Here is a 23,111-nt window from a genome sequence, read left to right on the forward strand (position 1 = left end):
GGGGCGGCGGCGGGGTTCCCCATCCGCAGACAGGAGGACGGTCATGAAGATCAATCGCAGCGGATCGGCAGTGTGGAGCGGCGGCCTGAAGGACGGCAAGGGCGCGATTTCGACCCAGAGCGGCGCGCTGGACGCGCATCCCTATGGCTTTGCGATGCGCTTCGAAGGGGTGCCGGGCAGCAATCCGGAAGAGCTGATCGCCGCCGCCCATGCCTCCTGCTTCACCATGGCGCTGTCGCTGATTCTGGGCGAAGCGGGGCTGACGGCGGAGAAGATGGAGACGAACGCCGTCGTGACGCTGGAGCAGCAGGAGGGCGGTTTCGCCATCACCGCCAGCAGGCTGAGCCTGAAAGCGACAATCCCGGGCGCGGACGATGCGCAGTTTCAGGAACTGGCGGCCAAGGCGAAGGCCAATTGCCCGGTTTCGAAGCTGCTGAATGCGGAGATCAGCCTGGATGCGGAACTGCTAGGCTGATCGGAATCGCCTGGCGCGGACATGTTCGCGCCAGGCGATGTACAGGCCGCTCGCGATGATCAGGACCGCGCCGATCCAGGTCGTCGCCATCGGCCAATTGCCCCAGATCGCCCAGCCAAGCAGCGTCGTCCAGACGATCGAGCTATAGTCCATCGGCAGCACCACCGACACGGGCGCCCAGCGCAAGGCGGCGGTCATGCAGATTTGCGCGATCCCTCCCGTCACGCCGATCAGCAGCAGCAGCCCCCAGGTCGCGGCGTCATGAGCCTGTCCATAAAACAGCATGGCCGCGCCCAATGGCGGCAGGGACAGCAGGGTGAACCAGAAGACGATCACCCCGGCATTTTCCGTCCGCCCCAGTTCGCGCAGGACCAGGCTGACGCTGGCGGTGATGAACGCGGCGGAGAGAGCCACGGCGACCCCGATTGCGGGGAAATGCCCCGCATCCGGTCGGACCATGACGATCACGCCCAGAAATCCGACCAGAACGGCGCTCCAGCGGTGCACGCCGGTCGCTTCGCGCAGGATCAGGGCAGACAATATGGTGCCGAAGATCGGCATGGTGAAACCGATGGTGACGGCTTCCGCCGGCAGCAGCAGAATATAGGATAGGAAATTCAGCACCATGCCGGTCAAGCCGATGACCATGCGCGTGGCATGAACGCCGATGCGGCGGGTGCGGATCGACCCGGCGCCGGTGGTCGCCGCGATCCAGGCGAAGACCACGGGCAGCGCCAGCGCCTGGCGGTAGAACAGCGATTCGACGACATGCACGCCGCGCGCGTCGGCCAGCCTGACCGTCACGAACATGATCGACAGGCAGATCACCGCAACCAGCCGCAGCGCGATGGCGGTAAGCGGGCGATGGGGACGGCTGGAAAGGGACGAGGGCGGCACGCGACCGCCTTAGCCCGGCTGCGCGATGAAGCAACAGCTTAGGTGCCGCGTTACTTCACCGGCTTGCGAAACCGCAGCGTCATCCGGTCGCTTTCCCCGATGGCGATATATTTCGCCTTGTCGACCTCCCCATTGCGCAGTGTCGGGGGGAGCGTCCACACGCCTTTCTCCCAATCGGCGGTGTCCATGGGATTGGCATTGATCTCCGACGACCCGGCATATTCGAACCCGGCCGCTTCCGCGAGGCGGCGGATGGTCGAAACCTTAAGGTAACCGCTGGTCTTTTCCTGCGCCGTATCGCGTCCTTCGGGCAGGCGATGATCGACGATACCCAGCGTCCCGCCCGGCTTGAGCAGATCGTAGAAAGCCTTGAACGTCGCCGTCTCGGTGCCGCCCATCACCATATTATGGACATTGCGGAAGGTGAGGAGCGTGTCGACGCTGCCTGCCGGGATCAGGCTGGTCTGGTCGGGAAAGGGAACCAGCTTCACCTTGCCGTAAATCTCCGGCTTTGCGGCCAGAAATGCCTTGTAGCCGTCCAGGTAGCGGCCTGTCGGCTGGAGCGCGTAGAAGATACCCTTGTCGCGGAGCAAGGGCGCCAGGATTTCCGTGTACCAGCCGCCGCTGGGGGCATATTCGACCACGGTCTGGTCTGGTTTCACCCCGAAAAAGGCGAGCGTTTCGGCTGGGTGGCGGTATTTGTCGCGCGCGATATTGGCAGGCGTGCGGCTGGGGGCTGCAATTGCGGCTGCGATCGGATCGGCCGCCTGATGGTGCCCCGAATGCTGGGCGGCCAGGGGAAGCAGGGGCAGGGAGAGGCCGGTCAGCAACAGGGCGGTGCGGGCGAGACGGTTCATCGGCAATCCTCTCTTCACGGGGAGAGGGGATGATGTGCCGGCGATGCGGGGCTGGCGCAAGCGGGCCGGCGAGAAATGTCCCGCCGGCAACAGATTGTCACAGATCGGCTTTTACGGGCCGGTCGTTACAGGCAGGCTTCCAGGAAAGGCTGGTCGAAACCGAACATCCGCGCCTTGTCGAGCGTGTAAGGACGCAGGCCCATGGAGCGATATTCTCCGATGATCTTCCCGCTGTCATCCTCGTCATGATATTCGAACTTGAACAGTTCCTGGGTGACGATGACGTCGCCTTCCATGCCGATGACTTCAGTGACGTTGGTGACGCGGCGCGAACCGTCGCGCAGGCGCTTCACCTGCACGATCAGGTCGACCGAGTCGGCAATCTGCTTGGAAATCGCCTCCTTGGGGATCTTGATGTCGCCCATCAGGATCATATTCTCCATACGGCCCAGGCATTCTCGCGGGGAGTTGGAGTGGAGCGTGCACATGGAGCCGTCATGGCCCGTGTTCATCGCCGCGAGCAGATCGAAACATTCCGCGCCACGAATTTCGCCCAGGATGATGCGGTCGGGACGCATACGCAGCGCGTTCTTGACGAGGTCGCCGATGGTGATCGCGCCTTGACCTTCCAGGTTGGGAGGGCGGGTTTCCAGCGGCAGCCAGTGCGGCTGTTGCAGCCGAAGTTCCGCCGCATCCTCGATGGTCAGCACGCGCTCGCCCGGATCGATCATCTTGGAGAGCGCATTGAGCATGGTGGTCTTGCCCGAGCCGGTGCCGCCCGAAATCACGATGTTGAAGCGGCAGGCGCCCGCGATCTTGAGCGCGGTGGCCATTTTCTGGCTCATCGCGCCCCACTGGGCGAGCATGTCGATGGTGATCGGCTTGGCCGAGAATTTACGGATCGAGATGGCGGTGCCGCGCAGCGACAGCGGCGGCACGATCACGTTCACGCGGGAACCGTCGGGCAGGCGGGCGTCGGCCAGCGGCGTGGTCTGGTCGACGCGGCGGCCGACCTTGTTCACGATGCGCTGGGCGATCTGGAACAGATGCTCCTCGTCGCGGAACTTGATCGGCGCGATCTGGAGCTTGCCCTTCTTTTCGATATAGGTCTGGTCGGGGCCGTTGACCATGATATCGGTGACGTCCGGATCGGACAGCAATTCTTCGAGCGGGCCGAGGCCCAGAAGCTCGTCGACCAGCACCTTTTCCAGCGCGAACTGCTCGCGCCGGTTCAGGGTCAGTTTGAGTTCGGCCAGCACTTCCATGATGATCGGCCGGAATTCCTCGGCCAACTCATCCTTGGTCAGCGTCGCGGCGGCTTCAGGATCGACGCGCTCCAGCAGGCGGGGCAGCACCTGCTCCTTGATCTTGTGGACTGATGCTTCAAAGCCCTGCGGCCCGGTATCGACGGCATGTTCGGCATTGGCGCGATCCGACAGGCGCTGCATCGCATCGGCATTGCGCAGCATCTGGCCGGTCGGCGCGGAAAGGGGATCGAGCGGGGCGTCCGTGGGCAGCGCCGTCATGTCCAGCGGCGGGAATTGCTCGCCGCCCTTGATCTCCTCCTTGGGCGCGCCTCCCTGCATTGGCCGAGCGATGCCGAAACCCGGCTTGATGCCGGCGGGTCCATTTTTTCGTCCAAACGCGCTCATAATTCTCCGCCGAAATAATCTGGATCAGCTCTGATTGTTAAAGGTGAATAGAGTGGAAACTTTGATAAATGGCTAATGGCGTGGCGTCGGCGAAGGCGCGGTAACGAAACGCGGGTCGGCGCCGAACCAGCCCCCGATCATCCGCCCACCGGCCAGCAGGCGCCGCCCCTGCGGGGTGATATGGATGCGTCCCTGGTCGATGCGGATATTGCCGGACAGGGTCTGTTCCGCCACGCGCCGGTCGATCTGGCGCATATCGCCCAGATATTCCCGCACATAGAGCTGCTCCAGCCTGGCGGTGTCCAACGCCCCGTCATGGCGCTCGATCCGGGCGAGCAGGAACATGGTGATCGACCGGTCGAAGGTCACGGGGAAGGTGATGAGGAAGCAGATGTTGAAAGACAGCGAGAGGGCAATCGCGCCGACCAGCGTCGGATGGTCCAATCGCAGCCGGTGACGTAGCAGCAGGCCAGCGATCAGCATCAGCAGGGCGGCAAGGCCCGCGATGATGATCCCCCGATAGAAGAGGATGCCGACATCGCTTAGCAACGGGCTGCGGATCAGGCCGATATAAAGGAGGAAGCCGATCGCCATCGTCAGCGCATAGGCGAGGACGAGCGTGATGAGGGTTTTCATGGACGATCAGCCTTTGGCACGGGGGCGATGCAGATGAACTGCGAGCGATATACGCAGGGGAAGGCTGCGGGCGGTCCGCCATGGCGGCGCCAGATCGGATCGCGCTGAGCGAACAGCAGATAGTCGATATGCGCGGTGCGGACGCGGCGGAGGGTGTCCTGTGCGGGGAGAGGGCGGGTAAAGATCGGAGACAGCGAGGCCATGCGATCTGCGGTCGCTTTTACCCCGGCGCCGAAAAGATAGGCCTGCTCATCAGCGACGGCAGGCCAATGGCGACCGTAAAGACCGAAATCCACGGCTCTTAACGTAATGGAGGGATTGTGCTGCAACACGGCGTCGGGCGGCAGATGGCGATCTGCCCATTCATAGGCCTGTCGTTGCGCATAGCTGGTGGACGGGGAGTTATTGAGTCCGATCGGCCGTACTGCAAACAGGGGCAGTCGAATGAGGCGCATGCCAAACAGATCCCAGGCTGTTCCGGCTGAACCCAATGCCAGAAGTGCAAGCGCCATCGGGTGGAGTTTGCGGATGGACGGGACGCTCTGAGCCAGTCTCAGGGTCCAGATCAGCACCGCCATTACGGGGAAAAGAACGGCGCGCCAGCCCAGATCATTGTTGATGATGACGGATTTGAAGAAGCTGCCGATAAATAGCGTGGTGATCGTGCTCCACAACAGAAGTTGGCGAACGGCCAGACCCCGGCTGTCCGGCCGCCGGTGCCTGCGCCAGTAGAGATAGGCGCCCAGACCGCAAAGGCCGAATTCCAGCCCATAGTTAAGGGGGAGAAGGATCAAGCACCAAAGCTGCGTCGTCGGCGTATCGGCCGCGAAGAGAACAGTGAAGGGCCGGACGCTGAAGGCGATAGGAAAGGCCTCTGGCGCGCGGCCGTGAATGATGTCGTGCAATTGCGGGAACGACAGCAGGAGAGCGATCGCCCCCGCTATGAATAGCGTGAAGTCCCGTCGCGACAATCGCAGGATTGTCCACCCCATGAGCAGCGGCGCAATGGCCAGGGCGATCCATACCGACTCGCCAAACATGGTCGCGAACGCGGCTCCCGCTGCCGAACCGAGCAATAGCCGGTTACGTGGCGTGGCCCGTGTTACCAGCAACATCCCTGTCCATGCGGCGGCCATCGCGGATACATGATGCGGTACCCAAAGAACGGACGTCCCCAACATGCGGATTTCTGTGTTCCAGCTATCGAGTTCCGGTTCGATGCGATGGACCACAAGATAGCGCAAAAGCATGAACAACAGGTCGGCGCCCGCGACGAAACACAGGATGGCGGCCAGCAACAACAGGCGTGGGCCGCGACCGGGACGGATGAAGGCGGCATCGGCGGCAACGCGCCAAAGGAGCGCCACCACGCCGAAACCCGTCCAGTAGATCGTACCGCTGAAAGCCATGCGGGCGCTGATCGCTTCTCCGCCGATCCATTTGATCGCGGCGGGCCATGCATAGAAATAATGATAATAGCCCGCGATGCCATCACGCGCGAAAAAGGGATCGGCAAACGGGATGCCGTGGTGGACGATCTGCTCCACCACAGCGGCATGCTTGACCATGTCGACTGCGATCAGGCTTTGATAAAGCTTACCCTCCATGTCGACATCGACGAGGCTCCAGGCGCAGATCAACCACCAGATGACGGCAAGCAAAAGAAAGGGAATAAGGGATGTGATCCGGTCCCGGCCCTTAAGCAAGGGCGTCCCCCAAAGGGCGAGCATGCCGTTCAACAGGAGCATGCCCGGAATGCCCGCGACGCGGATCAGCAGCGTGTCGAAGACGGGCAGGATCGCGAGGCCCAGCAGCATGGCCCAGCCGATCCGTTGCCAATAGGTTTCGATCGCAAGTCCCGCTCGGGATAGCAGACGGACAAGGCCCAGACCCGGCAAATACAAGACCAGCGGCGCCAGCAATGTGGCGAGAGCAAGGCCTGCAAGGTCTTGGAACATATAGGACATGGATACTCCCCAATTGAGCATCCGATTACCGGCGCAAAGTTAAGGAGCTGCTAACCAAAAAGGCCGCGCTCCGATACGGGAGGCGGCCTTTTGCTTGTGACGGGAGCGGGCGGTCTGTGGCTTGTCAGCCGGCATGTTCCGCAAGGACGGTCAGGCCCTTTTCATTCACTTCGGCAAAGCCGCCGCGGACCGGGATGACTTCAGGCGCGGAACCCGCGCTGGCGAAGATCTGGATTGCACCGTCGCGGACGGTCGACATGAAGGGCGCGTGGCCCTCCAGCACGCCGAAGTCGCCATCGGTGCCGGGGACGACCACCTGATAGACCTCTTCCGAGCGGACGAGCTTTTCCGGGGTCACGAGTTCGAAATGCAGTGCCATTTTTCTCTATCTCCCCCCTCCCTGTAGGGAGGGGTCGGGGGAGGGGATGTTCGCGGAGGGCGCGCCGTTACAGGCCCTCCCCTAACCCCTCCCTAAAGGGAGGGGAATGTAGAAGTCTTACGCCGCTTCCGCAGCCAGCTTCTTCGCCTTTTCGATGGCTTCGTCGATGCCGCCGACCATGTAGAAGGCGTTTTCGGGCAGATGATCATATTCGCCTTCGACCACGGCCTTGAACGACTTCACCGTGTCTTCGATCTGGACGAACTTGCCCGAAATGCCGGTGAAGACCTCCGCGACGTGGAAGGGCTGCGACAGGAACTTCTGGATCTTGCGGGCGCGGGCGACGGTCAGCTTGTCCTCTTCCGACAGCTCGTCCATGCCCAGAATGGCGATGATGTCCTGAAGCGACTTGTACTTCTGCAGGATCGCCTGAACCGCACGGGCGGTTTCGTAGTGCTCCTGACCGACGACGCGGGGTTCCAGAACGCGGCTGGTCGAGTCCAGCGGATCGACCGCGGGATAGATGCCCAGTTCCGAAATGGCGCGGTTGAGAACGGTGGTGGCGTCCAAGTGCGCGAATGAGGTCGCGGGCGCCGGGTCGGTCAAGTCGTCTGCGGGGACGTAGACGGCCTGCACCGAGGTGATCGAACCCTTGTTGGTCGAGGTGATGCGCTCCTGAAGGGCGCCCATGTCGGTGGCGAGGGTCGGCTGATAGCCCACGGCCGAAGGAATACGGCCGAGCAGAGCCGACACTTCCGCGCCCGCCTGGGTGAAGCGGAAGATGTTGTCGACGAAGAACAGCACGTCCTGGCCTTCCTGATCGCGGAAATATTCCGCGATGGTCAGGCCCGACAGGGCGACGCGCGCGCGGGCGCCCGGCGGCTCGTTCATCTGGCCGTAAACCAGGGCCACCTTGGAACCTTCGCTGATCGCGTTGCCGTCGGCGTCCTTGGCGATAACGCCGGCGTCGAGGAACTCGTGATAAAGGTCGTTGCCCTCGCGGGTCCGTTCACCGACGCCCGCGAACACGGAGGTGCCGCCATGGCCCTTCGCGATGTTGTTGATCAGTTCCTGGATGAGCACGGTCTTGCCGACGCCCGCGCCGCCGAACAGGCCGATCTTGCCGCCCTTTGCATAGGGGGCGAGAAGGTCGATGACCTTGATGCCGGTGACGAGGATGCTGGCGTCGGTCGACTGGTCGACGAACTCGGGAGCCTTGGCGTGGATCGGGGCGGAGAGGGTGGTTTCCACCGGGCCGCGCTCGTCGATCGGCTCACCAACGACGTTCAGGATGCGGCCGAGCGTGGCCGGGCCGACGGGAACGCGAATCTGCGCGCCGGTGTCGGTCACTTCCTGACCGCGGGTCAGGCCGTCGGTCGAGTCCATCGCGATGGTGCGGACGGTGTTCTCACCCAGATGCTGTGCGACTTCCAGCACCAGCCGCTGGCCGTTGTTGCTGGTTTCCAGCGCCGAGAGAATGAACGGCACCGCATCGGGGAAGGTCACGTCGACGACAGCGCCGATGACCTGCGAGATGCGGCCTACATTGTTGGTGGTTGCCATGACTGCTTCCTTGCGTGCGTGATCTTAGAGGGCTTCGGCGCCCGAGATGATTTCGACGAGTTCGGTGGTGATCGCGGCCTGACGGCTGCGGTTATACTGAATGGTCAGTTTATTGATGAGGTCGCCGGCATTGCGGGTCGCATTGTCCATGGCGGTCATCGAAGCGCCCTGTTCGGACGCATTGTTTTCCAGCAGCGCCTTGAAGATCTGCACCGTGATGTTGCGCGGCAGCAGGTCGTCGAGGATCGCTTCCTCGCTCGGTTCATATTCCACCGTCGCGGCGATGGCATTGCGGTCGGCATCCTCGGGGATCTTGACCGGGATGATCTGCTGCTCGGTCGGGATCTGCGCGAGGGCCGACTTGAAGCGCGAGAAGAAGAGATACGCGACGTCGAACTTGCCGTTCAGATACATCTGCGTCAGCTCGTGCGCGATTTCTTCGGCCTGCGAATAGCCGGGTTCCTTCGCGCCGGTGGTGTCGAACTGGGCGACGATCATGCCGGGAAAGGTGCGGTTGATGACCGGACGGCCCTTGCGGCCGATGAGGTAGAAGCGGACGGTCTTGCCCGCGTCGATCAACTCCTGCGCCTTGGCGCGCGCGGCCTTGACGATGTTGGCGTTGAACGCACCGGCGAGGCCACGGTCGGAGTTGGCGACCACCAGCAGATGGACCTCATCCTTGCCGGTGCCGGCCAGCAGCGGGGAGGCGCCTTCGCCCGAACCGCCCGCGATCTTCGAAGCCAGCGAGGCGACGACCGCTTCGAGGCGGCTGGAATAGGGGCGCGCGGCTTCGGCAGCGGCCTGCGCCTTGCGCAGCTTCGCGGCAGCGACCATCTGCTTGGCCTTGGTGATCTTCTGGGTCGACTTCACCGACCCGATCCGCAGCTTCAGTTCCTTGAGGCTAGCCATAGTTCAAACATTCCGAGCAAGGGCCAGACGGCCCGCGAGACCAAAGAAACCGACGCCCATGGCGCCTTCGAACCAGCGCATCGCGCTGCTCTGCCCGACCTTGCGGCCCGCCTTGACGGCGAGAGCCGCTAGAAGGGCGCACCAGAAGAAGCCCAGCCCATAGACGATCGCGATCAGCAGCATGCCCTGCCACGGTGCGTCCGGGCCGGTGCCGACAAATTGTGGCAACGCGGCGAGGAAGAAGATCGCGACCTTCGGGTTCAGCACGGTGCTGATGAAACCCTGGGCGAAGGGCGATCCGCCGATCCGCAGTTTAGGCGTTTCCGACGCGGGCGCGGGCTTAACAGCGCCGCGCAGCATCGAAAGACCGAGCCATGCGAGGTAGATCGCGCCAGCAATCTTCACCGCCACGAACAGCCCCGGCACCGCGTTCAAGACGCTGAGGAAGCCGAAGCCGCACAGCGCCATGTAGAACAGCCCGCCGAGCTGGATGCCGCCGATCGCCGCCATTCCCGCCTTCAGCCCGCGCCGTGCCGCGTGACCAGCCACCAACATGGTGTCCGGTCCCGGCAGCAGCACCAGACCGATCGCCATGACGGTCCAGGCAAGGAGGGAATGGGCGGTCAGCACGTCTTAGGCGAAGGTCTTGCCGAACGAGTCCAGCGCGGCCTTCAGCTTGGCCTTGGGCTCGTCGCCCAGATCCTTGCTGTCGCGGATCGCGGCGAGGACATCGGCATGGTCGTGACGCAGATAGGCGAGCATCAGCTCTTCATAGCGCGTCACATCCTTGACCGGCACGCTGTCCAGATAGCCGTTGGTGCCCGCGAAGATCGACGCGGTCTGCTCCTCGAAGGGCAGCGGCGAGAACTGGGCCTGCTTCAGCAGTTCGGTGAGGCGCGCACCACGGTTCAGCAGCTTCTGGGTCGAAGCGTCGAGGTCCGAACCGAACTGGGCGAAGGCCGCCATTTCGCGATACTGAGCCAGCTCCAGCTTGATCGAGCCGGAAACCTTCTTCATCGCCTTGGTCTGCGCGGCCGAGCCGACGCGCGATACCGACAGGCCGACGTTGATGGCCGGACGGATGCCCTGGTAGAAGAGGTTGGTTTCGAGGAAGATCTGGCCGTCGGTGATCGAGATCACGTTGGTCGGAATGTAGGCCGACACGTCGCCCGCCTGCGTTTCGATGATCGGCAGCGCGGTCAGCGAGCCGGCGCCGTTGGCGTCGTTCATCTTCGCCGCGCGCTCCAGCAGGCGGCTGTGCAGGTAGAACACGTCGCCGGGGTACGCTTCACGGCCCGGAGGACGGCGCAGCAGCAGCGACATCTGGCGATAGGAGACGGCCTGCTTGGAAAGGTCGTCATAGACGATCACGGCATGCATGCCGTTGTCGCGGAAATATTCGCCCATGGTGACGCCGGTATAGGGCGCCAGATACTGGAGCGGAGCGGGCTCCGAAGCGGTGGCGGCGACGACGATGGAATATTCCATCGCGCCATTTTCTTCGAGCTGCTTGACGATCTGCGCGACAGTCGAGCGCTTCTGGCCGATGGCGACGTAGATGCAGTAGAGCTTCTTGCTTTCGTCACCCGAAGCGTTGATGCCCTTCTGATTGATGAAGGTGTCGATCGCGACGGCGGTCTTGCCGGTCTGACGGTCGCCGATGATCAGCTCGCGCTGGCCGCGGCCGACGGGGACGAGGGCGTCGATGGCCTTGAGGCCGGTCTGCACGGGTTCGTGCACCGACTTGCGGGGGATGATGCCCGGAGCCTTCGTTTCGACGCGCTTGCGCTCGGTATATTGGATCGGACCCTTGCCGTCGATCGGGTTGCCGAGGCCGTCGACGACGCGGCCGAGCAGACCCTTGCCGACCGGAACGTCCACAATGGTGCCGGTACGCTTGACGGTGTCGCCTTCCTTGATCTCGGCGTCCGAGCCGAAGATCACGACGCCGACATTGTCGGCTTCGAGGTTCAGCGCCATGCCCTGCACGCCATTGGCGAACTCGACCATTTCGCCCGCCTGGACGTTGTCGAGGCCATGGACGCGGGCGATGCCGTCACCCACGGTCAGCACGGAACCGACTTCGCTCACCTGCGCTTCGGTGCCGAAATTGGCGATCTGGTCCTTGATGACCTTCGAAATTTCTGCGGCGTTGATATCCATGTTCAGCCTTTCATCGCCAAAGCGAGACTATTCAAACGGGTGCGGATGGAGGAATCGATCATCTGGCTGCCGATCTTGACGACCAGCCCGCCCAGGATCGCGGGATCGACCTTTTCATCGACCGCGACGTCGCGGCCGACACGGGCCTTGAGGCTCTTCTGCAGAGCGGTAATCTGGGTTTTGCTGAGCGGATGGGCGCTCGTCACTTCGGCGCGGGCTTCGCCCTTGTGATTCGACAGCAGCGTCTCATAGGCGCGGATGACGGCGGGAAGCTGCGACAGGCGACGGTTCTGGGCGAGCACGCCAAGAAAATTCGTCGTCAGCGCATCGATCGCCATGGAGGATGCTACGGCCGCGATCGTCTTGCCTGCTGCGTCGCGGCTGAGGACGGGGCTGTTGATCAACCCCTTGAAATCAGTCGATTCGGCCAAAGCCGCCTTGAGCGCCGCCAAGCTCGCCGCGACGGTGTCGAGCGTCTTGCCGTCGCGGGCCAGATCGAACAGCGCCACCGCATAGCGGCCGCTGAGGCTAGCCTGAATACCGCCGGTAGTCTCCACGCGCTTACCGTCCTCCACTTGATTTCCTGGCATTTGATTTGCCGGTCATGCAAAAAGGGGGCGCGGTTCTGATCCGTCCCGGTCCCCTGTTGGGGGGCCGGTTAGCAGTGGGATTGTGACTATGCAAGTCATGGAACGCGATTCGACCGTTCGGATGAAAACATCGCGATTTGACTGAGTTTTTATGACGCCCGAATCGACGATTTTGTAGGCCGTCTTCACCGGACGGCCGGAGCGAGCCGACCCTTTTGGCAATGATAGACGATCCGCTCATTGGGCTGGGCAGGCAGCAGGGCGGCAAGATCGCTCTGCAACGAGGCGATTTTCGCCAGCAGCGCGGAATCGTTGCCGCAGCCCTTGATCGGCCCGTCCCCCAGCGCACGGATCTTGGCCATGGTGTCGATATCGGGCAGCCAGCGCTGAACCCGCAGCATGCCCGTGGCGGGATCGAAGCGGCTGACCGTCACGAAACCATGGTCGTCGGGCACGTTCGCGCGCTGCCAGCCGGTGCCGGACGAGACATATTGGGTGTTGCCGTCGACGCAGCCGCCCTCGGCCCAGTGGAACCCGATGTCATTGGGTTCCGATATGGTGAGCCGGCTGCGATTCACGTCCACGCGACAGATATTGTCGCCCGCCCAGGCATAGGCATTGTTGCCGGTGACGCTCTTGTCCTCGGGCAACTGGATGCGTTCGTCGATGCTGGAGAAGCTTGGCTTCAGGAAGAACAGCCCGATCGCACCGAACAGCAGCAGGCCGCCGCCCGCCAGCCACCAGGTCGCGCGTTTTTCCCGTCCCTGGCTGTAGAAAAGGCCGCCCGCGCCAAGCCCCAGCACGGCCAGCGCCAGCAGCACAGCTGCGCCGGCCATGGCATTCTCCCGGGCGGAGATGACATCGCGCTCGGCGGTGTCGCGGGCCTTGTTGATCGCGGCTTCGCGGGCATCGGCGCGGGCGCGTTCGGATTGCTCGCTCCGCGCGTCCTCGCGCTGGGTGAGGGCGGCTTCGGCGGCGTCGGCCTCCGCCATCGACCGGCAGGGGACGACGGTATGCAGCGATGCAACGCCTGCTTGCCGCAGGAAGGATGCGATTTCCCGCCACGACACCGCAAATCCGAACTCCGCATCGTTGCCGTCCGACACGGAACCGAAACTGTTGACCCCCAGCACCCGGCCGCAATCGTCCACCAGCGGCCCGCCGCTATTGCCCGCCGCCAGCGGCGCGGTATGCAGCACCGTATCGAAATTCTGGCTCGCCCGGCCGGAGGAGACATTGCCGCTGGTCTTCACCGTGCCCAGCGGTTCGACCAATTGCTTGAGGCCCAGACCCTGGGCGCGGTCGACCGTGCCGGGATAGCCTATGGCGGTGACATGCTGCCCATCGCTGACCGCCCCCGCGTAAAAGGTGCTGACCGGCAGCCTGCCTTCCTCCAACTGGATCAGCGCCAGGTCGTTGCCGGGCGAAAAGGCGATGATCTTACCGCCATATGTCTTGGTCCCCTCCGAAGGGATGACGCCGATGACGAGATTTTTTTCCTCCCGCATCAACTCGACCACATGGGCGTTGGTGATGATCTTGTCCGGCGCGACCGCAAAGCCGCTGCCATGCCCCACGAAATAGGCGTCGGAGCCGTTGGTCGCCACCAGCACGACGCGGACCACCCCGCGGGCGGCGGCGGCGATATCCTGCTGCTCGGCGCGCGCGCTCAAGGGCGCGACAAGAGCGAGGATTAGGGCGAGGCGACGGAGTAGTGCGACCATGATTGGCGGCATTCATATGCGATGGTGGGATTGAGGCAATGCGGAAATGCGCGAAACCGCTTTTTGACCGCAAGCGGCGGGAAGTCTGATGTCTTCCCATCGGCTATGCCCTATCTATGAACGAGATGAGACAGCCCCAAGCCCCAATGCATGCCATGCCGGATGCCGATGCCTGCTGGGACGCATTTCTGCGCCGGGATCGCGGCTTCGACGGGCGGTTCGTGGGCGCCGTGCTGACCACCGGCATCTATTGCAAGCCAAGCTGCGCCGCGCGGCACCCCAGGCGGGAGAATATGATCTTCCTGCCTGACCCGGAGGCGGCGCGCGCGGCGGGTTTCCGCGCCTGCCTGCGCTGTCGCCCCGATGAGGTGGGGCGCGACCGGCTGGCGGTGGAGGCGGCGGTCGCTTTCATCGCCGCCGCCGAAACGCCGCCTTCGCTGGAGGAAGTGGCCGGTCATGCCGGCTATGCGCCGCATCATTTCCACAGGCTGTTCAAGCGGGAAACGGGCATGACGCCCGCCGCCTACGCCCGGTCGCTGCGCACCGAACGGCTGAAAAGCGCGCTGGAGGAAGGGGGCAGCGTCACCGGCGCCATCTATGAGGCGGGCTATAATGCGCCCAGCCGCGCCTATGCCGATGCGGAGCGGCATCTGGGCATGACGCCCAGCGCCTGGAAGGATGGCGGCCGGGGCGTGGCGATTCGCCATGCCGTGGTGCCGACCAGCCAGGGTCCGGTGCTGGTGGCGGGCACGGCGCGAGGCCTGTGCCGGATCAGCTTCGACGAGGATGAAGCGGATTTGCGGCGGCGCTTCCCCAAGGCGGAGATCCTGCCGGCGGACAAGGCGCTGGCAGGATTAGCGGAGCAAGTTGCGCGGCTGGTGGATGATCCGGCGCATGCGCCTGATTTGCCGATGGACCTGTGCGGAACGGCTTTCCAGCAGGCGGTCTGGGCAGCGCTGCGCGCGATCCCGCCGGGGCAGACGCGCACCTATGGCGAAATCGCGGCGGCGATCGGCAGGCCGGGGGCGGTGCGGGCCGCCGGAACGGCTTGCGGGGACAATAATCTGGCCGTGCTGATTCCCTGTCACCGGGTCTTGCGGAGCGACGGGAGCCTGGGCGGCTATGCCTATGGCGCGCAGCGCAAGCAGGCTTTGCTGGAGCGGGAAAGACAGGGCTGAGACACCGCTTTTCGCTTTTCTTACAGCAGGCTATCCGCCATGAACGCGACCATGGTTCAATGCCATTGCAGGGGGTGGCGTGAAGATTCTGGGGTTGAAGGGGCTGCTGGTCCTGGCGGGCGCGCTGGCGCTTGTTCCGGGAACGGCGCAGGCGGCATGGTTGCAGGCGAAGAGCCGGCATTTCACCATTACCAGCGATGGCGGCGAAGCGAAGCTGCACGAATTTGCCGAGAAGCTGGAAAAGTTCGACGGCCTGTTGCGCAACGCGACCGGCATCGACGATCCCGAGGCTGGCAGCCCGGTCCATGTCTATCTGCTGTCGAACGACTCCAAGGTGAAGGCGCTGGCGCGCAACCCCAATATCGCGGGCTTCTATACGACGTCGGATCGCTTCGCCTATGCCGTCCTGGCGCGCGGCGCGAAGATGAGCGAATATGATGTGGGCGCCGAGGACATATTGTTCCACGAATATAGCCATCATTTCATGCTGCACCATTTCCCGGCGGCCTATCCGGCCTGGTATGTGGAGGGCTTCGCGGAATTTTTCTCCGTCGTGAAATTTCCCAAGGATGGGTCGATCCAGTTCGGGCGCATCCCGATGGCGCGGGCGCCCACGCTGGTGCAGGATTCGCCCTATCCGCTGAAGGATCTGTTCGCCCGCGACACCGAAGGGCTGGGGCTGCGGGATGGAGACCGCTATTATGGCACGGCCTGGCTGCTCACTCATTATTTCCAGTACAAGACTGACCGGCGAGCGGAAATCAGCCATTATCTGAAGGATTTGACCGCCGGCGTGCCGGATATGAAGCTGGATGGCTATTTTGCCGGCGGCATCGATGGGCTGGAAAAGGACCTCAAGGCCTATATGCGCCGTCCGCTGTCGGCATCGCGGCTCGACCCCAAGGCAGTGACGGTCGGCGCCATCACGATTAGCCCGGTCGATCCGGCGCGGGGCGCGCTGATCGAGGATGAATTGTGGCTGATGAACCATCCCCGCACCGAAGACCTGCCCCAGATCGTCAGCGCGATCCGGGCCACTGCCGCCAAATTCCCTTCGAGTGGCTATGCGCTGGCGCTGTTGGCGGAGGCGGAATGGGATGCTGAGGAAAAGGCGGCGGCGCTGGCCGACGCCGATCGGGCGATCGCGCTCGATCCCGGACTGTCGCGGGCCTACAGCATCCGGGCGCGGGTGCTGCTGGAGCGGGCGCGTGACGATGACCGGGAGGAGGATTGGAAGGCTGCGCTCAAGGCCATCGTCAAGGCGAACCGTGCGGACACCGAGGATCCGGTGCCGCTGGCGCTCTTCTACCGCTATCATGCGATGAAGGGCGGGCCGATGCCGGATATCGGCTATGACGGCTTGGCCAAGGCTTTTGAGCTGCTGCCGCAAAGTCCGGAATATCGCATGACCTATGTGCAGGCCCTCGCATTCCGGGGGAAATATGCCGAGGCGTCCCGGTTGCTCGATCCGCTGGCCTATTCGCCGCATCCCTCCGGCATGCGCGACGCGGCGCTGGCGCTCAAGAAACGTTTCGATGCGGAGGCGGCTAAGAAGAAAAGCCCTTCAACCGTTCCATGATCGCCCGCCGCTGGGCCTTGCTCATGCCCGTCCAGCGCCGGATTTCGTCGGTCGTCCGCCCGCAGCCGGTGCAGATGCGCCCGGCCTTGTCGAGCTTGCAGATGTTGACGCAGGGGCTTTCCATCACATGAAGCTGTAGGGATCGACGTCCACCGCGACGCGCGTGCCCGACTTCCAGGTAAGGTTGCCCAGCCATTCGCGGATGGCGCCCTGCACGTCGACCTGCCGCGTGGCGTGGATCAGCAGGCGGTGGCGATGCCGTCCGCGCAGCATGGAAAGCGGCGCGGGGGCGGGTCCGTAGACGCGCATCCCTTCGATCAGCGGGGCCGACTTGCCGATCAGTCGGGCGATTTCGGCGGCTTCGTCGGCATTCTCGCTGGAAACGATGATCGCAGCGAAGCGGCCGAAAGGCGGGGCGTTGGCGTGACGGCGATTGGCTGTCTCCACCTCGTAGAAGCGTTCCGAATCGCCCGCGATCAGCGCCTTGATCACCTCCGCCTCGGGCATGCGGGTCTGGATGAAGACGCGGCCGGGCTTCTGCCCGCGTCCGGCGCGGCCCGCCACCTGGACGATCTGCTGGAAGGTGCGCTCCGACGCGCGCAGGTCGCCGCCTTCGAGGCCCAGATCGGCGTCGATCACCCCCACCAGCGTCAGGTTCGGAAAATGATAGCCTTTTGTGACGAGCTGCGTGCCGATGATGATGTCGACCGCGCCCGCCTCCACCGACTTCACGAATTCGGCCACCTTGGCAGGGGACCAGAGCGTGTCGGAGGTGACGATGGCGGTACGCGCATTGGGCCAGAGTGCCTTCACCTCGTCCGCGATCCGTTCGACGCCGGGGCCGCAGGCGACGAGGCTGTCCTCCTCCTTGCAATCGGGGCAGAAGCGGGGGGCCGGGATGACATGGCCGCAATGATGGCAGGCAAGGCGATGGGTCAGCCGATGCTCGACCATCCAGGCGGTGCAATTGGGGCACTGGAAGCGATAGCCGCAATGGCGGCAGAGCGTTAGCGGCGCATAGCCGCGGCGGTTGAGGAAGAGCAGGCTCTGCTCCTCCTTGGACATATTTTCATCGATGGCGCGAACCAGTGGCGGGGCGATCCAACGCCCGCGTTCCGGCGGGTCGGTCAGCAGGTTCACGCCCTCGATCGCAGGCATTTGCGCGCCGCCAAAACGGGAGGGCAGCTTGATCTCGCGATAGCGGCCCAGTTCCACCTGATGCCGCGTCTCGATGGCGGGCGTGGCGGAGGCCAGGATGACGGGGAATTTCTCGATCAGTCCCCGCATCACCGCCACGTCGCGGGCGTGATAATGAACCCCGTCCTCCTGCTTGAAGCTGGCTTCATGCGCTTCATCGACGACGATCAGGCCCAGATTGGGATAGGGCAGGAATAGCGCCGATCTTGCGCCCACGACCACCGCCGCCTCGCCCGCCGCGATTGCCCGCCAGGCGCGCCGTCGTTCGCTCTGGCGCAGGCCGCTGTGCCAGTTGACCGGCACGGTGCCGAAGCGCTTTTCGAACCGTTCGAGGAAAGGCTCGGTCAACGCGATTTCGGGCAGCAACACCAGCACCTGCCGCCCCCCCCGAATGGCGGCGGCGATGGCCTCGAAATAGACCTCCGTCTTGCCCGATCCGGTCACGCCGTCGAGCAGGAAGGGGGCGAAGGCCCGTTCCCTGACCGCGTCGATGAACTGATCGGCGGCCGCGCCCTGCTTGTCGGACAGCAGCGGCGGGGCATGATCGGGGTCGGGCGCGGGGAAGGGCGTGTCGACGCTGACCTCCACCGCTTCGAAGGCGCCCGCCTTGATCAGCCCGCGGATCACCGCGTCGCTCACCCCGCCGATCATCGCCAGCTCGCGGATCAGCCCCTGCCGCTCACCGATGCGCTCCATGGCTTGGGCACGCTGCTCGGTCATCCGGTCCGGCAATTCACCCGTAGCGCGATATTCGATGACGGTCCGCGCGCCCTCCAGCGCCGCCATCGACGCCAGCGTCATGCGCAGCACGGCGGCGATCGGGGCGAGATAATAGTCCGCCGTCCATTCGATCAGGCGGCGCAGCGTTTCGGGCACCGGCGGCGCGTCGACCAGCCCCACGATATTGCGCAGCCGATTGTCGCCCACCGTCTCGATCTCTGGGAAGCTGTCCTCCTCCCACAGCACGCCGACGATCTGGCGCGGCCCCAGCGGCGCGACGACGATGCTGCCGGGCCTGGCGTTCATCCCGTGCGGCACCCGATAGTCGAGCGGCCCCAGGGCGGCGTTCAGCAGGATGACACGGGCGCGCGAACTCATGGCCTCCTCCCTAATGGCAGGGGCGGGTGAGGCAAGGCCAAGAAGCGTCAGATTTTCCAGTTCAATGTCAGCCAGGGGATATGCGCGACCGCATCGGGACGGGCATCGCGGAAGGTCTGCTGGCGCATATAGAGCAATTGCACGTCCAGCGCCTTGCCGATCGGATGGCGCAGGCCGATCTGGTTGCGCATGACGGCAAGGCCGGTCTTGTCGCTCGGGCGGGCGCGGTTCAGGTGGAACATCAGCTCGGTCGTGGCGATCAATGTCCATTTTTGCGCCGAATCGAGCGGGATCGATGCCTGCACCCGCTGGCGCAGCCGCCAGCTTGCCTCGTCGGCGGTATCGAAAAAGCGCTGTTCGATCCGGGTGCGGGAAAGCCATATCCCCCTGGTCAGCGTCACCTGCTGGAACAGCCGCATTTCCTGCTCCGGCCCCGAATGGAAATAGGCAAGGCCGCCGCCGATCTGCACGCCGGTCGCGATTCGATGATCGATCAGGATGCGCGTCGTCTGCTGACCGCCGTTGGAGGCGTCGCGGCGGAAGCGCTGGCTGAGGTCGAGGCTGATAATGTCGGCATCGCTGGCCTTGATCGTCAGCGTTTCGGTCAGCCATGCCTGGGTTTCGCTGGTCGCCGCGACGGCGGGTGCGGCTGCGAATATTGCGATGGAGGCAAGCGCGTCCCATATATGGCGCGGACGCAAAAGGCGGAGCATGGATCGGTCCTTTGGAAAGGTACCGCCGTCATAATGTTGCGCCGGGCCCAAGGTAAAGGGCCGGGCTCGGGCAATAATGGCTAATCGGGCATGGAGCGGCTAAAGGAGACGCGATTCGTCCTTACCCTCCCTGGAGCAGACCCATGAAATTCTTCGTCGACACCGCCGACACCAACGAAATCCGCGAACTGGCCGCCACCGGCCTGCTGGACGGCGTCACCACCAACCCCTCGCTGATCCACAAGTCGGGCCGCAAGTTCCTGGAAGTGGTGGAGGAAATCTGCGGCATCGTCGAAGGGCCGGTCTCGGCCGAAGTCGTCGCGCTCGACCATGAGACGATGATGAAGGAAGCCGCCGTGCTGCGGAAAATTGCCGACAATGTCTGCATCAAGGTGCCGCTGACCATCGATGGGCTCAAGACCTGCAAGGCGCTGACCGGCGAGGGCGTGATGGTGAACGTCACCCTCTGCTTCTCGGCCAATCAGGCGCTGCTGGCGGCCAAGGCGGGCGCGAGCTTCATCTCGCCCTTCGTTGGACGGCATGACGATAATGGCTTCGACGGCATGAAACTGATCGAGGATATCCGCCTGATTTACGACAATTATTCCTTCGCTACCGAAATTCTGGTCGCGAGCGTGCGTCACCCGATCCACGTGCTGGAAGCCGCGAAGATCGGCGCCGACGTGATGACCGCGCCGCCCTCGGTCATCAAGGCGCTGTTCAACCATGTGCTGACCGAAAAGGGCATTGCCGGCTTCCTGGCGGACTGGGAAAAAACCGGCCAGTCGGTTCTCTGATTTTCTCTTCGGTGAAGGGCGCGCGGGGAACCGGGCGCCCTTTTTCTGTCGCAACTTCTGCCGCCGCGCATCATTCTCTCCAGAAAAGGAGAGAGCCGATGTTCGTCGCGGTCTATTGGTGGCGTGTCCACCCCGGCAAGGAGGAGCAGTTCCGCAAGGCCTGGCGCCGGGGAACCGACCTCATCCGCGAAAAATATGGCAGTTATGGATCGCGGCTGCACCGCGATGCGGACGGGCGTTTCGTCGGCTATGCCGAATGGCCGGACGAAGCGACCTGGCGCGCCGCCTTCGACCAGAAGATGGTCTATGACGATCCGCAAACTCGCGCCGCCTTCGTCGATGCCATTGCGGAAGTTCCGCCCGACACCGATCCGATCTTCACCATGACCGTGATCGACGACCTGCTGCTGCGATCGGCAGCGGCCTGACCAATCGGCCTAAGCCCGCATCCCTTCCGTTCGCTTCCCCTGCGCCTTCCAGCCAGCCCTCTAACACCTTTGACCCTTGCGACTGTCCCGATGCGCTGATGCGCCGGGCGATACAGGCTCTATCACCATGATTGCCTGCCAAGTCCCTGGAAAAGAGGAGCGAAAGAGCATCGCCGCCAGCGCATCCTGTTCCGTCTTGCCGGTCCCCCTGGCGATAGAGGGGGGTTCCGCCTCAGCCTATCGGCGCGACATCGATGGGTTGCGCGCTTTGGCGGTCCTGCCGGTGCTGTTCTATCATGTCCGCCTCTGGCCCTTTTTCGGGGGCTTTGTCGGCGTCGACATCTTCTTCGTCATCTCCGGCTATCTGATCGCTTCGATCATCGCGCGGGAACTGGCGGAAGGCAGGTTCAGCCTCACCGCCTTCTATGCGCGGCGCATCCGCCGCATATTCCCCGCTTTGTTCGCGACGATCGCCGTCACCATAGTGGCGGGCAGCCAGATACTGCTGCCGCTTGATTATCGAGCGCTCGGGATGAGCGCGACGGCAACGGTGCTGTTCGCCAGCAATCTCTATTTCGCTCGGCACAGCGGCTATTTCGGCAGCGCGGCGGAGGAAGCGCCGCTGCTCCACACCTGGTCGCTGGCGGTGGAAGAGCAATTCTATATCCTGTTCCCGCTGCTGATGCTTTGCGCTTTCTGGGCGGGAGGACGGACCCGGCTTTTGCTGGCGGCGATGGCGCTCCTCTCCTTCGACTTCGCGCTGTTGCTGGTCGACCGGGCGCCCGTCCTGGCCTTTTACCTGCCTTTCCCCCGTGCCTGGGAGTTTCTGGCGGGGGCGCTGCTGGCGACCGGCCTGTTGCCGCCGTTGCGGAGCGGATGGGCGGCGCAGCTTTGCGCGCTTGCCGGTATCGTCTCGATCGGCTGGGCGGTCTTCGGCTTTTCCGGCGGGACCGCCTTTCCCGGCCTGAACGCCCTTTACCCCGTGCTGGGGGCGATGCTGATCCTGCATGCGGGACAGGGCGGTTCGGCGGTCGGCCGGATGCTGAGCGGCGCGCTGCCGGTGGCGATCGGCCGCATCTCCTATTCGCTCTATTTGTGGCATTGGCCGATCGTCGTTTTCTGGACCTATCGCACCGATGGCGACTGGCGGTTGCGGGAACAGGTGCTGATCGTGCTGCTCTCGCTGCTGGTCGCCGCCCTTTCCTGGCGTTTCATCGAAGAACCGTTCCGCAGGGCGCACTACTTCACGATCGGCCGCGCCTTCGCCTTTGCCGGAGCGATGGTGGTTGCCGGGTGCGGGGCGGGGGCATTGCTTTACCTTTCCGGCGGCCTACCTGCGCGGGTGGCGCCCTCGGTCGCGGCGCTCGACGCGGCGAGCCGGAGCATGGCCTATCTGCCGGAGCGCTGTTCGGGCATGGCGGCGGTGCGGCACCGAACGCTGTGCGCGGTGGGCGCGCATAACGGTACGGCGCCCAGCTTCCTGCTGTGGGGCGATTCCCATGCCCATGCGCTGAAACCCGCTTTCGATCAGGCAGGCGATGCGCTGGGACTTTCCGGGCGGATCGCATCCTATCCCGCCTGCCCGACGCTGCTCGGCCTCGACCGGCTCGACCAACCGCCTAGCCATGATTGCAGCGCCTTCAATGCCCAGGTGCTGGCGATGTTGCGCGACAACCCGACCATCCACACCGTCTTTCTCGTCTCTCGATGGGGTCTGTGCGCCAATGGCCGCCGACCCGAAGGGGGAACGCCCTGCTATCTCGGCCGAGATGAGAATGACGACAAGAGCCTCAGCCGTGACGCCCTGCTGTTCCGCTCGGGCCTGAACGAAACGGTCGGGACGCTGACGGCCATGGGCAAGCGGGTCATCCTGGTCGCCCCCATTCCGGAATTCCGCCGCAACGTGCCCGAAAGCCTGGCGCGGGCGGAACTCTACAGCGAACCGACGCAACTGGTGCTGTCGCGCGCGGACTATCTGCGCCGTCAGCGGCAAGTTTTCGGCGTTTTCGATGAAATGCAGCGGCGTTTTGCGGTCGGCATCATCTATCCGCACCATCTCCTCTGCCGCAGCGGTCAATGCGCGACGGTGGCGCATGGCGTGCCGCTTTATTCCGACGACGACCATCTGTCACGCCAGGGCAGCCTGCTTTTAAGCGGCATGGTCTATGAAGCGATGCGGCCGATCCGTGGCCCCGCGGACCGAAAAGGAAAATGGCGACCCCGACAGGATTCGAACCTGTGACCATTCGCTTAGAAGGCGAATGCTCTATCCAGCTGAGCTACGGGGCCGTTGGGGCGTTCGATAGCGG

The 23,111-nt window shown here is 64.0% G+C and carries 21 protein-coding genes and 1 tRNA gene; 6 read left to right on the top strand and 16 right to left on the bottom strand.

The window, feature by feature from the left end; all coding sequences use genetic code 11:
• The first annotated feature begins 43 nt into the window (after window positions 1-43).
• Window positions 44-475, top strand: a complete 432-nt coding sequence (locus HHL26_RS08995; protein ID WP_066558855.1) for an OsmC family protein — start codon at window positions 44-46, stop codon at window positions 473-475.
• On the opposite strand, the gene HHL26_RS09000 is transcribed toward HHL26_RS08995, so the two are convergent.
• From HHL26_RS09000 to HHL26_RS09055, 12 genes are all read right to left on the bottom strand, one after another.
• Window positions 467-1,372 carry a DMT family transporter gene (locus HHL26_RS09000; protein WP_066558854.1) on the bottom strand — a complete coding sequence of 302 codons (906 nt, stop codon included), beginning with the start codon at window positions 1,370-1,372 and terminating at the stop codon, window positions 467-469. The two genes, HHL26_RS08995 and HHL26_RS09000, sit on opposite strands and share 9 nt — an antisense overlap.
• 50 nt (window positions 1,373-1,422) lie before the next feature.
• A complete protein-coding gene (locus HHL26_RS09005; protein WP_066558851.1) occupies window positions 1,423-2,229 on the bottom strand; it encodes a class I SAM-dependent methyltransferase in 807 nt (268 codons plus the stop codon).
• 125 nt (window positions 2,230-2,354) lie between these two features.
• Complete coding sequence (locus HHL26_RS09010; protein ID WP_066558849.1) at window positions 2,355-3,881, bottom strand: CpaF family protein; 1,527 nt, start codon at window positions 3,879-3,881, stop codon at window positions 2,355-2,357.
• Window positions 3,882-3,953: 72 nt separating this feature from the next.
• Complete coding sequence (locus HHL26_RS09015; RefSeq protein ID WP_066558847.1) at window positions 3,954-4,517, bottom strand: hypothetical protein; 564 nt, start codon at window positions 4,515-4,517, stop codon at window positions 3,954-3,956.
• Complete coding sequence (locus tag HHL26_RS09020) at window positions 4,514-6,484, bottom strand: hypothetical protein (RefSeq protein WP_066558845.1); 1,971 nt, start codon at window positions 6,482-6,484, stop codon at window positions 4,514-4,516. Before HHL26_RS09020 ends, HHL26_RS09015 begins: the two co-directional genes overlap by 4 nt.
• 124 nt (window positions 6,485-6,608) lie before the next feature.
• Window positions 6,609-6,863, bottom strand: coding sequence for an ATP synthase F1 subunit epsilon (locus tag HHL26_RS09025; RefSeq protein WP_013846041.1), 255 nt, complete (start codon window positions 6,861-6,863; stop codon window positions 6,609-6,611).
• 117 nt (window positions 6,864-6,980) lie between these two features.
• Window positions 6,981-8,426 carry a F0F1 ATP synthase subunit beta gene (atpD, locus tag HHL26_RS09030; RefSeq protein ID WP_066558844.1) on the bottom strand — a complete coding sequence of 482 codons (1,446 nt, stop codon included), beginning with the start codon at window positions 8,424-8,426 and terminating at the stop codon, window positions 6,981-6,983.
• A gap of 24 nt (window positions 8,427-8,450) precedes the next feature.
• On the bottom strand, window positions 8,451-9,335 hold the full coding sequence (locus HHL26_RS09035; protein ID WP_066558838.1) for a F0F1 ATP synthase subunit gamma: 885 nt from the start codon (window positions 9,333-9,335) through the stop codon (window positions 8,451-8,453).
• 3 nt (window positions 9,336-9,338) lie between these two features.
• A complete protein-coding gene (locus HHL26_RS09040) occupies window positions 9,339-9,965 on the bottom strand; it encodes a LysE family translocator (protein ID WP_176392265.1) in 627 nt (208 codons plus the stop codon).
• A 3-nt stretch (window positions 9,966-9,968) separates the two neighbouring features.
• On the bottom strand, window positions 9,969-11,498 hold the full coding sequence (gene atpA, locus HHL26_RS09045; protein WP_066558832.1) for a F0F1 ATP synthase subunit alpha: 1,530 nt from the start codon (window positions 11,496-11,498) through the stop codon (window positions 9,969-9,971).
• A 2-nt stretch (window positions 11,499-11,500) separates the two neighbouring features.
• A complete protein-coding gene (locus HHL26_RS09050; protein WP_066561862.1) occupies window positions 11,501-12,055 on the bottom strand; it encodes a F0F1 ATP synthase subunit delta in 555 nt (184 codons plus the stop codon).
• 218 nt (window positions 12,056-12,273) lie between these two features.
• Window positions 12,274-13,812, bottom strand: a complete 1,539-nt coding sequence (locus HHL26_RS09055; RefSeq protein ID WP_066561859.1) for a serine protease — start codon at window positions 13,810-13,812, stop codon at window positions 12,274-12,276.
• A 116-nt stretch (window positions 13,813-13,928) separates the two neighbouring features.
• Here HHL26_RS09055 and ada point away from each other — a divergent pair, with 116 nt between their 5' ends.
• Together ada and HHL26_RS09065 are read left to right on the top strand one after the other, a co-directional pair.
• On the top strand, window positions 13,929-14,990 hold the full coding sequence (ada, locus tag HHL26_RS09060) for a bifunctional DNA-binding transcriptional regulator/O6-methylguanine-DNA methyltransferase Ada (RefSeq protein WP_066558828.1): 1,062 nt from the start codon (window positions 13,929-13,931) through the stop codon (window positions 14,988-14,990).
• 85 nt (window positions 14,991-15,075) lie between these two features.
• Complete coding sequence (locus HHL26_RS09065) at window positions 15,076-16,569, top strand: hypothetical protein (RefSeq protein WP_237230064.1); 1,494 nt, start codon at window positions 15,076-15,078, stop codon at window positions 16,567-16,569.
• Here the strand turns inward: HHL26_RS09065 and HHL26_RS09070 are convergent.
• From HHL26_RS09070 to HHL26_RS09080, 3 genes are read right to left on the bottom strand one after another with little or no spacing between them, the layout of a single operon-like run.
• Window positions 16,538-16,693, bottom strand: a complete 156-nt coding sequence (locus HHL26_RS09070) for a DUF1289 domain-containing protein (RefSeq protein ID WP_066558826.1) — start codon at window positions 16,691-16,693, stop codon at window positions 16,538-16,540. The genes HHL26_RS09065 and HHL26_RS09070 overlap by 32 nt on opposite strands.
• Window positions 16,693-18,864 (bottom strand): primosomal protein N', encoded by a 2,172-nt coding sequence (locus HHL26_RS09075; RefSeq protein WP_066558823.1) that lies wholly within the window; start codon window positions 18,862-18,864, stop codon window positions 16,693-16,695. The genes HHL26_RS09070 and HHL26_RS09075 overlap by 1 nt, the downstream gene beginning before the upstream one ends.
• 47 nt (window positions 18,865-18,911) lie before the next feature.
• Complete coding sequence (locus HHL26_RS09080; protein ID WP_082748616.1) at window positions 18,912-19,577, bottom strand: DUF2490 domain-containing protein; 666 nt, start codon at window positions 19,575-19,577, stop codon at window positions 18,912-18,914.
• Between the two features lie 143 nt (window positions 19,578-19,720).
• On the opposite strand from HHL26_RS09080, the gene fsa reads away from it, so the two are divergent.
• The 3 genes from fsa (at window position 19,721) to HHL26_RS09095 (ending at window position 23,044) form a co-directional block, all read left to right on the top strand.
• Window positions 19,721-20,374: a fructose-6-phosphate aldolase gene (gene fsa, locus HHL26_RS09085; protein ID WP_066558821.1), complete on the top strand. Its 654-nt coding sequence runs from the start codon at window positions 19,721-19,723 to the stop codon at window positions 20,372-20,374.
• A gap of 98 nt (window positions 20,375-20,472) precedes the next feature.
• The gene (locus HHL26_RS09090) at window positions 20,473-20,802 is read left to right on the top strand and encodes an antibiotic biosynthesis monooxygenase (protein ID WP_066558819.1); all 330 of its coding nucleotides are present in this window, start codon (window positions 20,473-20,475) and stop codon (window positions 20,800-20,802) included.
• Window positions 20,803-20,998: 196 nt separating this feature from the next.
• The gene (locus tag HHL26_RS09095; RefSeq protein ID WP_240962410.1) at window positions 20,999-23,044 is read left to right on the top strand and encodes an acyltransferase family protein; all 2,046 of its coding nucleotides are present in this window, start codon (window positions 20,999-21,001) and stop codon (window positions 23,042-23,044) included.
• On the opposite strand, the gene HHL26_RS09100 is transcribed toward HHL26_RS09095, so the two are convergent.
• A tRNA-Arg gene (locus tag HHL26_RS09100) sits at window positions 23,015-23,091 on the bottom strand. The genes HHL26_RS09095 and HHL26_RS09100 overlap by 30 nt on opposite strands.
• Between the last annotated feature and the right edge of the window lie 20 nt (window positions 23,092-23,111).

This window comes from Sphingobium sp. TB-6, from assembly GCF_012927365.1.
GTDB lineage: Bacteria > Pseudomonadota > Alphaproteobacteria > Sphingomonadales > Sphingomonadaceae > Sphingobium.

Bases quoted from the DNA above. Each gene is read 5' to 3' on its own strand.
- HHL26_RS08995 (WP_066558855.1), top strand. From the start codon at position 44: ATGAAGATCAATCGCAGCGGATCGGCAGTGTGGAGCGGCGGCCTGAAG.
- HHL26_RS09005 (WP_066558851.1), bottom strand. From the start codon at position 2,229: ATGAACCGTCTCGCCCGCACCGCCCTGTTGCTGACCGGCCTCTCCCTG.
- HHL26_RS09010 (WP_066558849.1), bottom strand. From the start codon at position 3,881: ATGAGCGCGTTTGGACGAAAAAATGGACCCGCCGGCATCAAGCCGGGT.
- HHL26_RS09015 (WP_066558847.1), bottom strand. From the start codon at position 4,517: ATGAAAACCCTCATCACGCTCGTCCTCGCCTATGCGCTGACGATGGCG.
- HHL26_RS09020 (WP_066558845.1), bottom strand. From the start codon at position 6,484: ATGTCCTATATGTTCCAAGACCTTGCAGGCCTTGCTCTCGCCACATTG.
- HHL26_RS09025 (WP_013846041.1), bottom strand. From the start codon at position 6,863: ATGGCACTGCATTTCGAACTCGTGACCCCGGAAAAGCTCGTCCGCTCG.
- atpD (WP_066558844.1), bottom strand. From the start codon at position 8,426: ATGGCAACCACCAACAATGTAGGCCGCATCTCGCAGGTCATCGGCGCT.
- HHL26_RS09035 (WP_066558838.1), bottom strand. From the start codon at position 9,335: ATGGCTAGCCTCAAGGAACTGAAGCTGCGGATCGGGTCGGTGAAGTCG.
- atpA (WP_066558832.1), bottom strand. From the start codon at position 11,498: ATGGATATCAACGCCGCAGAAATTTCGAAGGTCATCAAGGACCAGATC.
- HHL26_RS09055 (WP_066561859.1), bottom strand. From the start codon at position 13,812: ATGGTCGCACTACTCCGTCGCCTCGCCCTAATCCTCGCTCTTGTCGCG.
- ada (WP_066558828.1), top strand. From the start codon at position 13,929: ATGAACGAGATGAGACAGCCCCAAGCCCCAATGCATGCCATGCCGGAT.
- HHL26_RS09070 (WP_066558826.1), bottom strand. From the start codon at position 16,693: ATGGAAAGCCCCTGCGTCAACATCTGCAAGCTCGACAAGGCCGGGCGC.
- HHL26_RS09075 (WP_066558823.1), bottom strand. From the start codon at position 18,864: ATGAGTTCGCGCGCCCGTGTCATCCTGCTGAACGCCGCCCTGGGGCCG.
- HHL26_RS09080 (WP_082748616.1), bottom strand. From the start codon at position 19,577: ATGCTCCGCCTTTTGCGTCCGCGCCATATATGGGACGCGCTTGCCTCC.
- fsa (WP_066558821.1), top strand. From the start codon at position 19,721: ATGAAATTCTTCGTCGACACCGCCGACACCAACGAAATCCGCGAACTG.
- HHL26_RS09090 (WP_066558819.1), top strand. From the start codon at position 20,473: ATGTTCGTCGCGGTCTATTGGTGGCGTGTCCACCCCGGCAAGGAGGAG.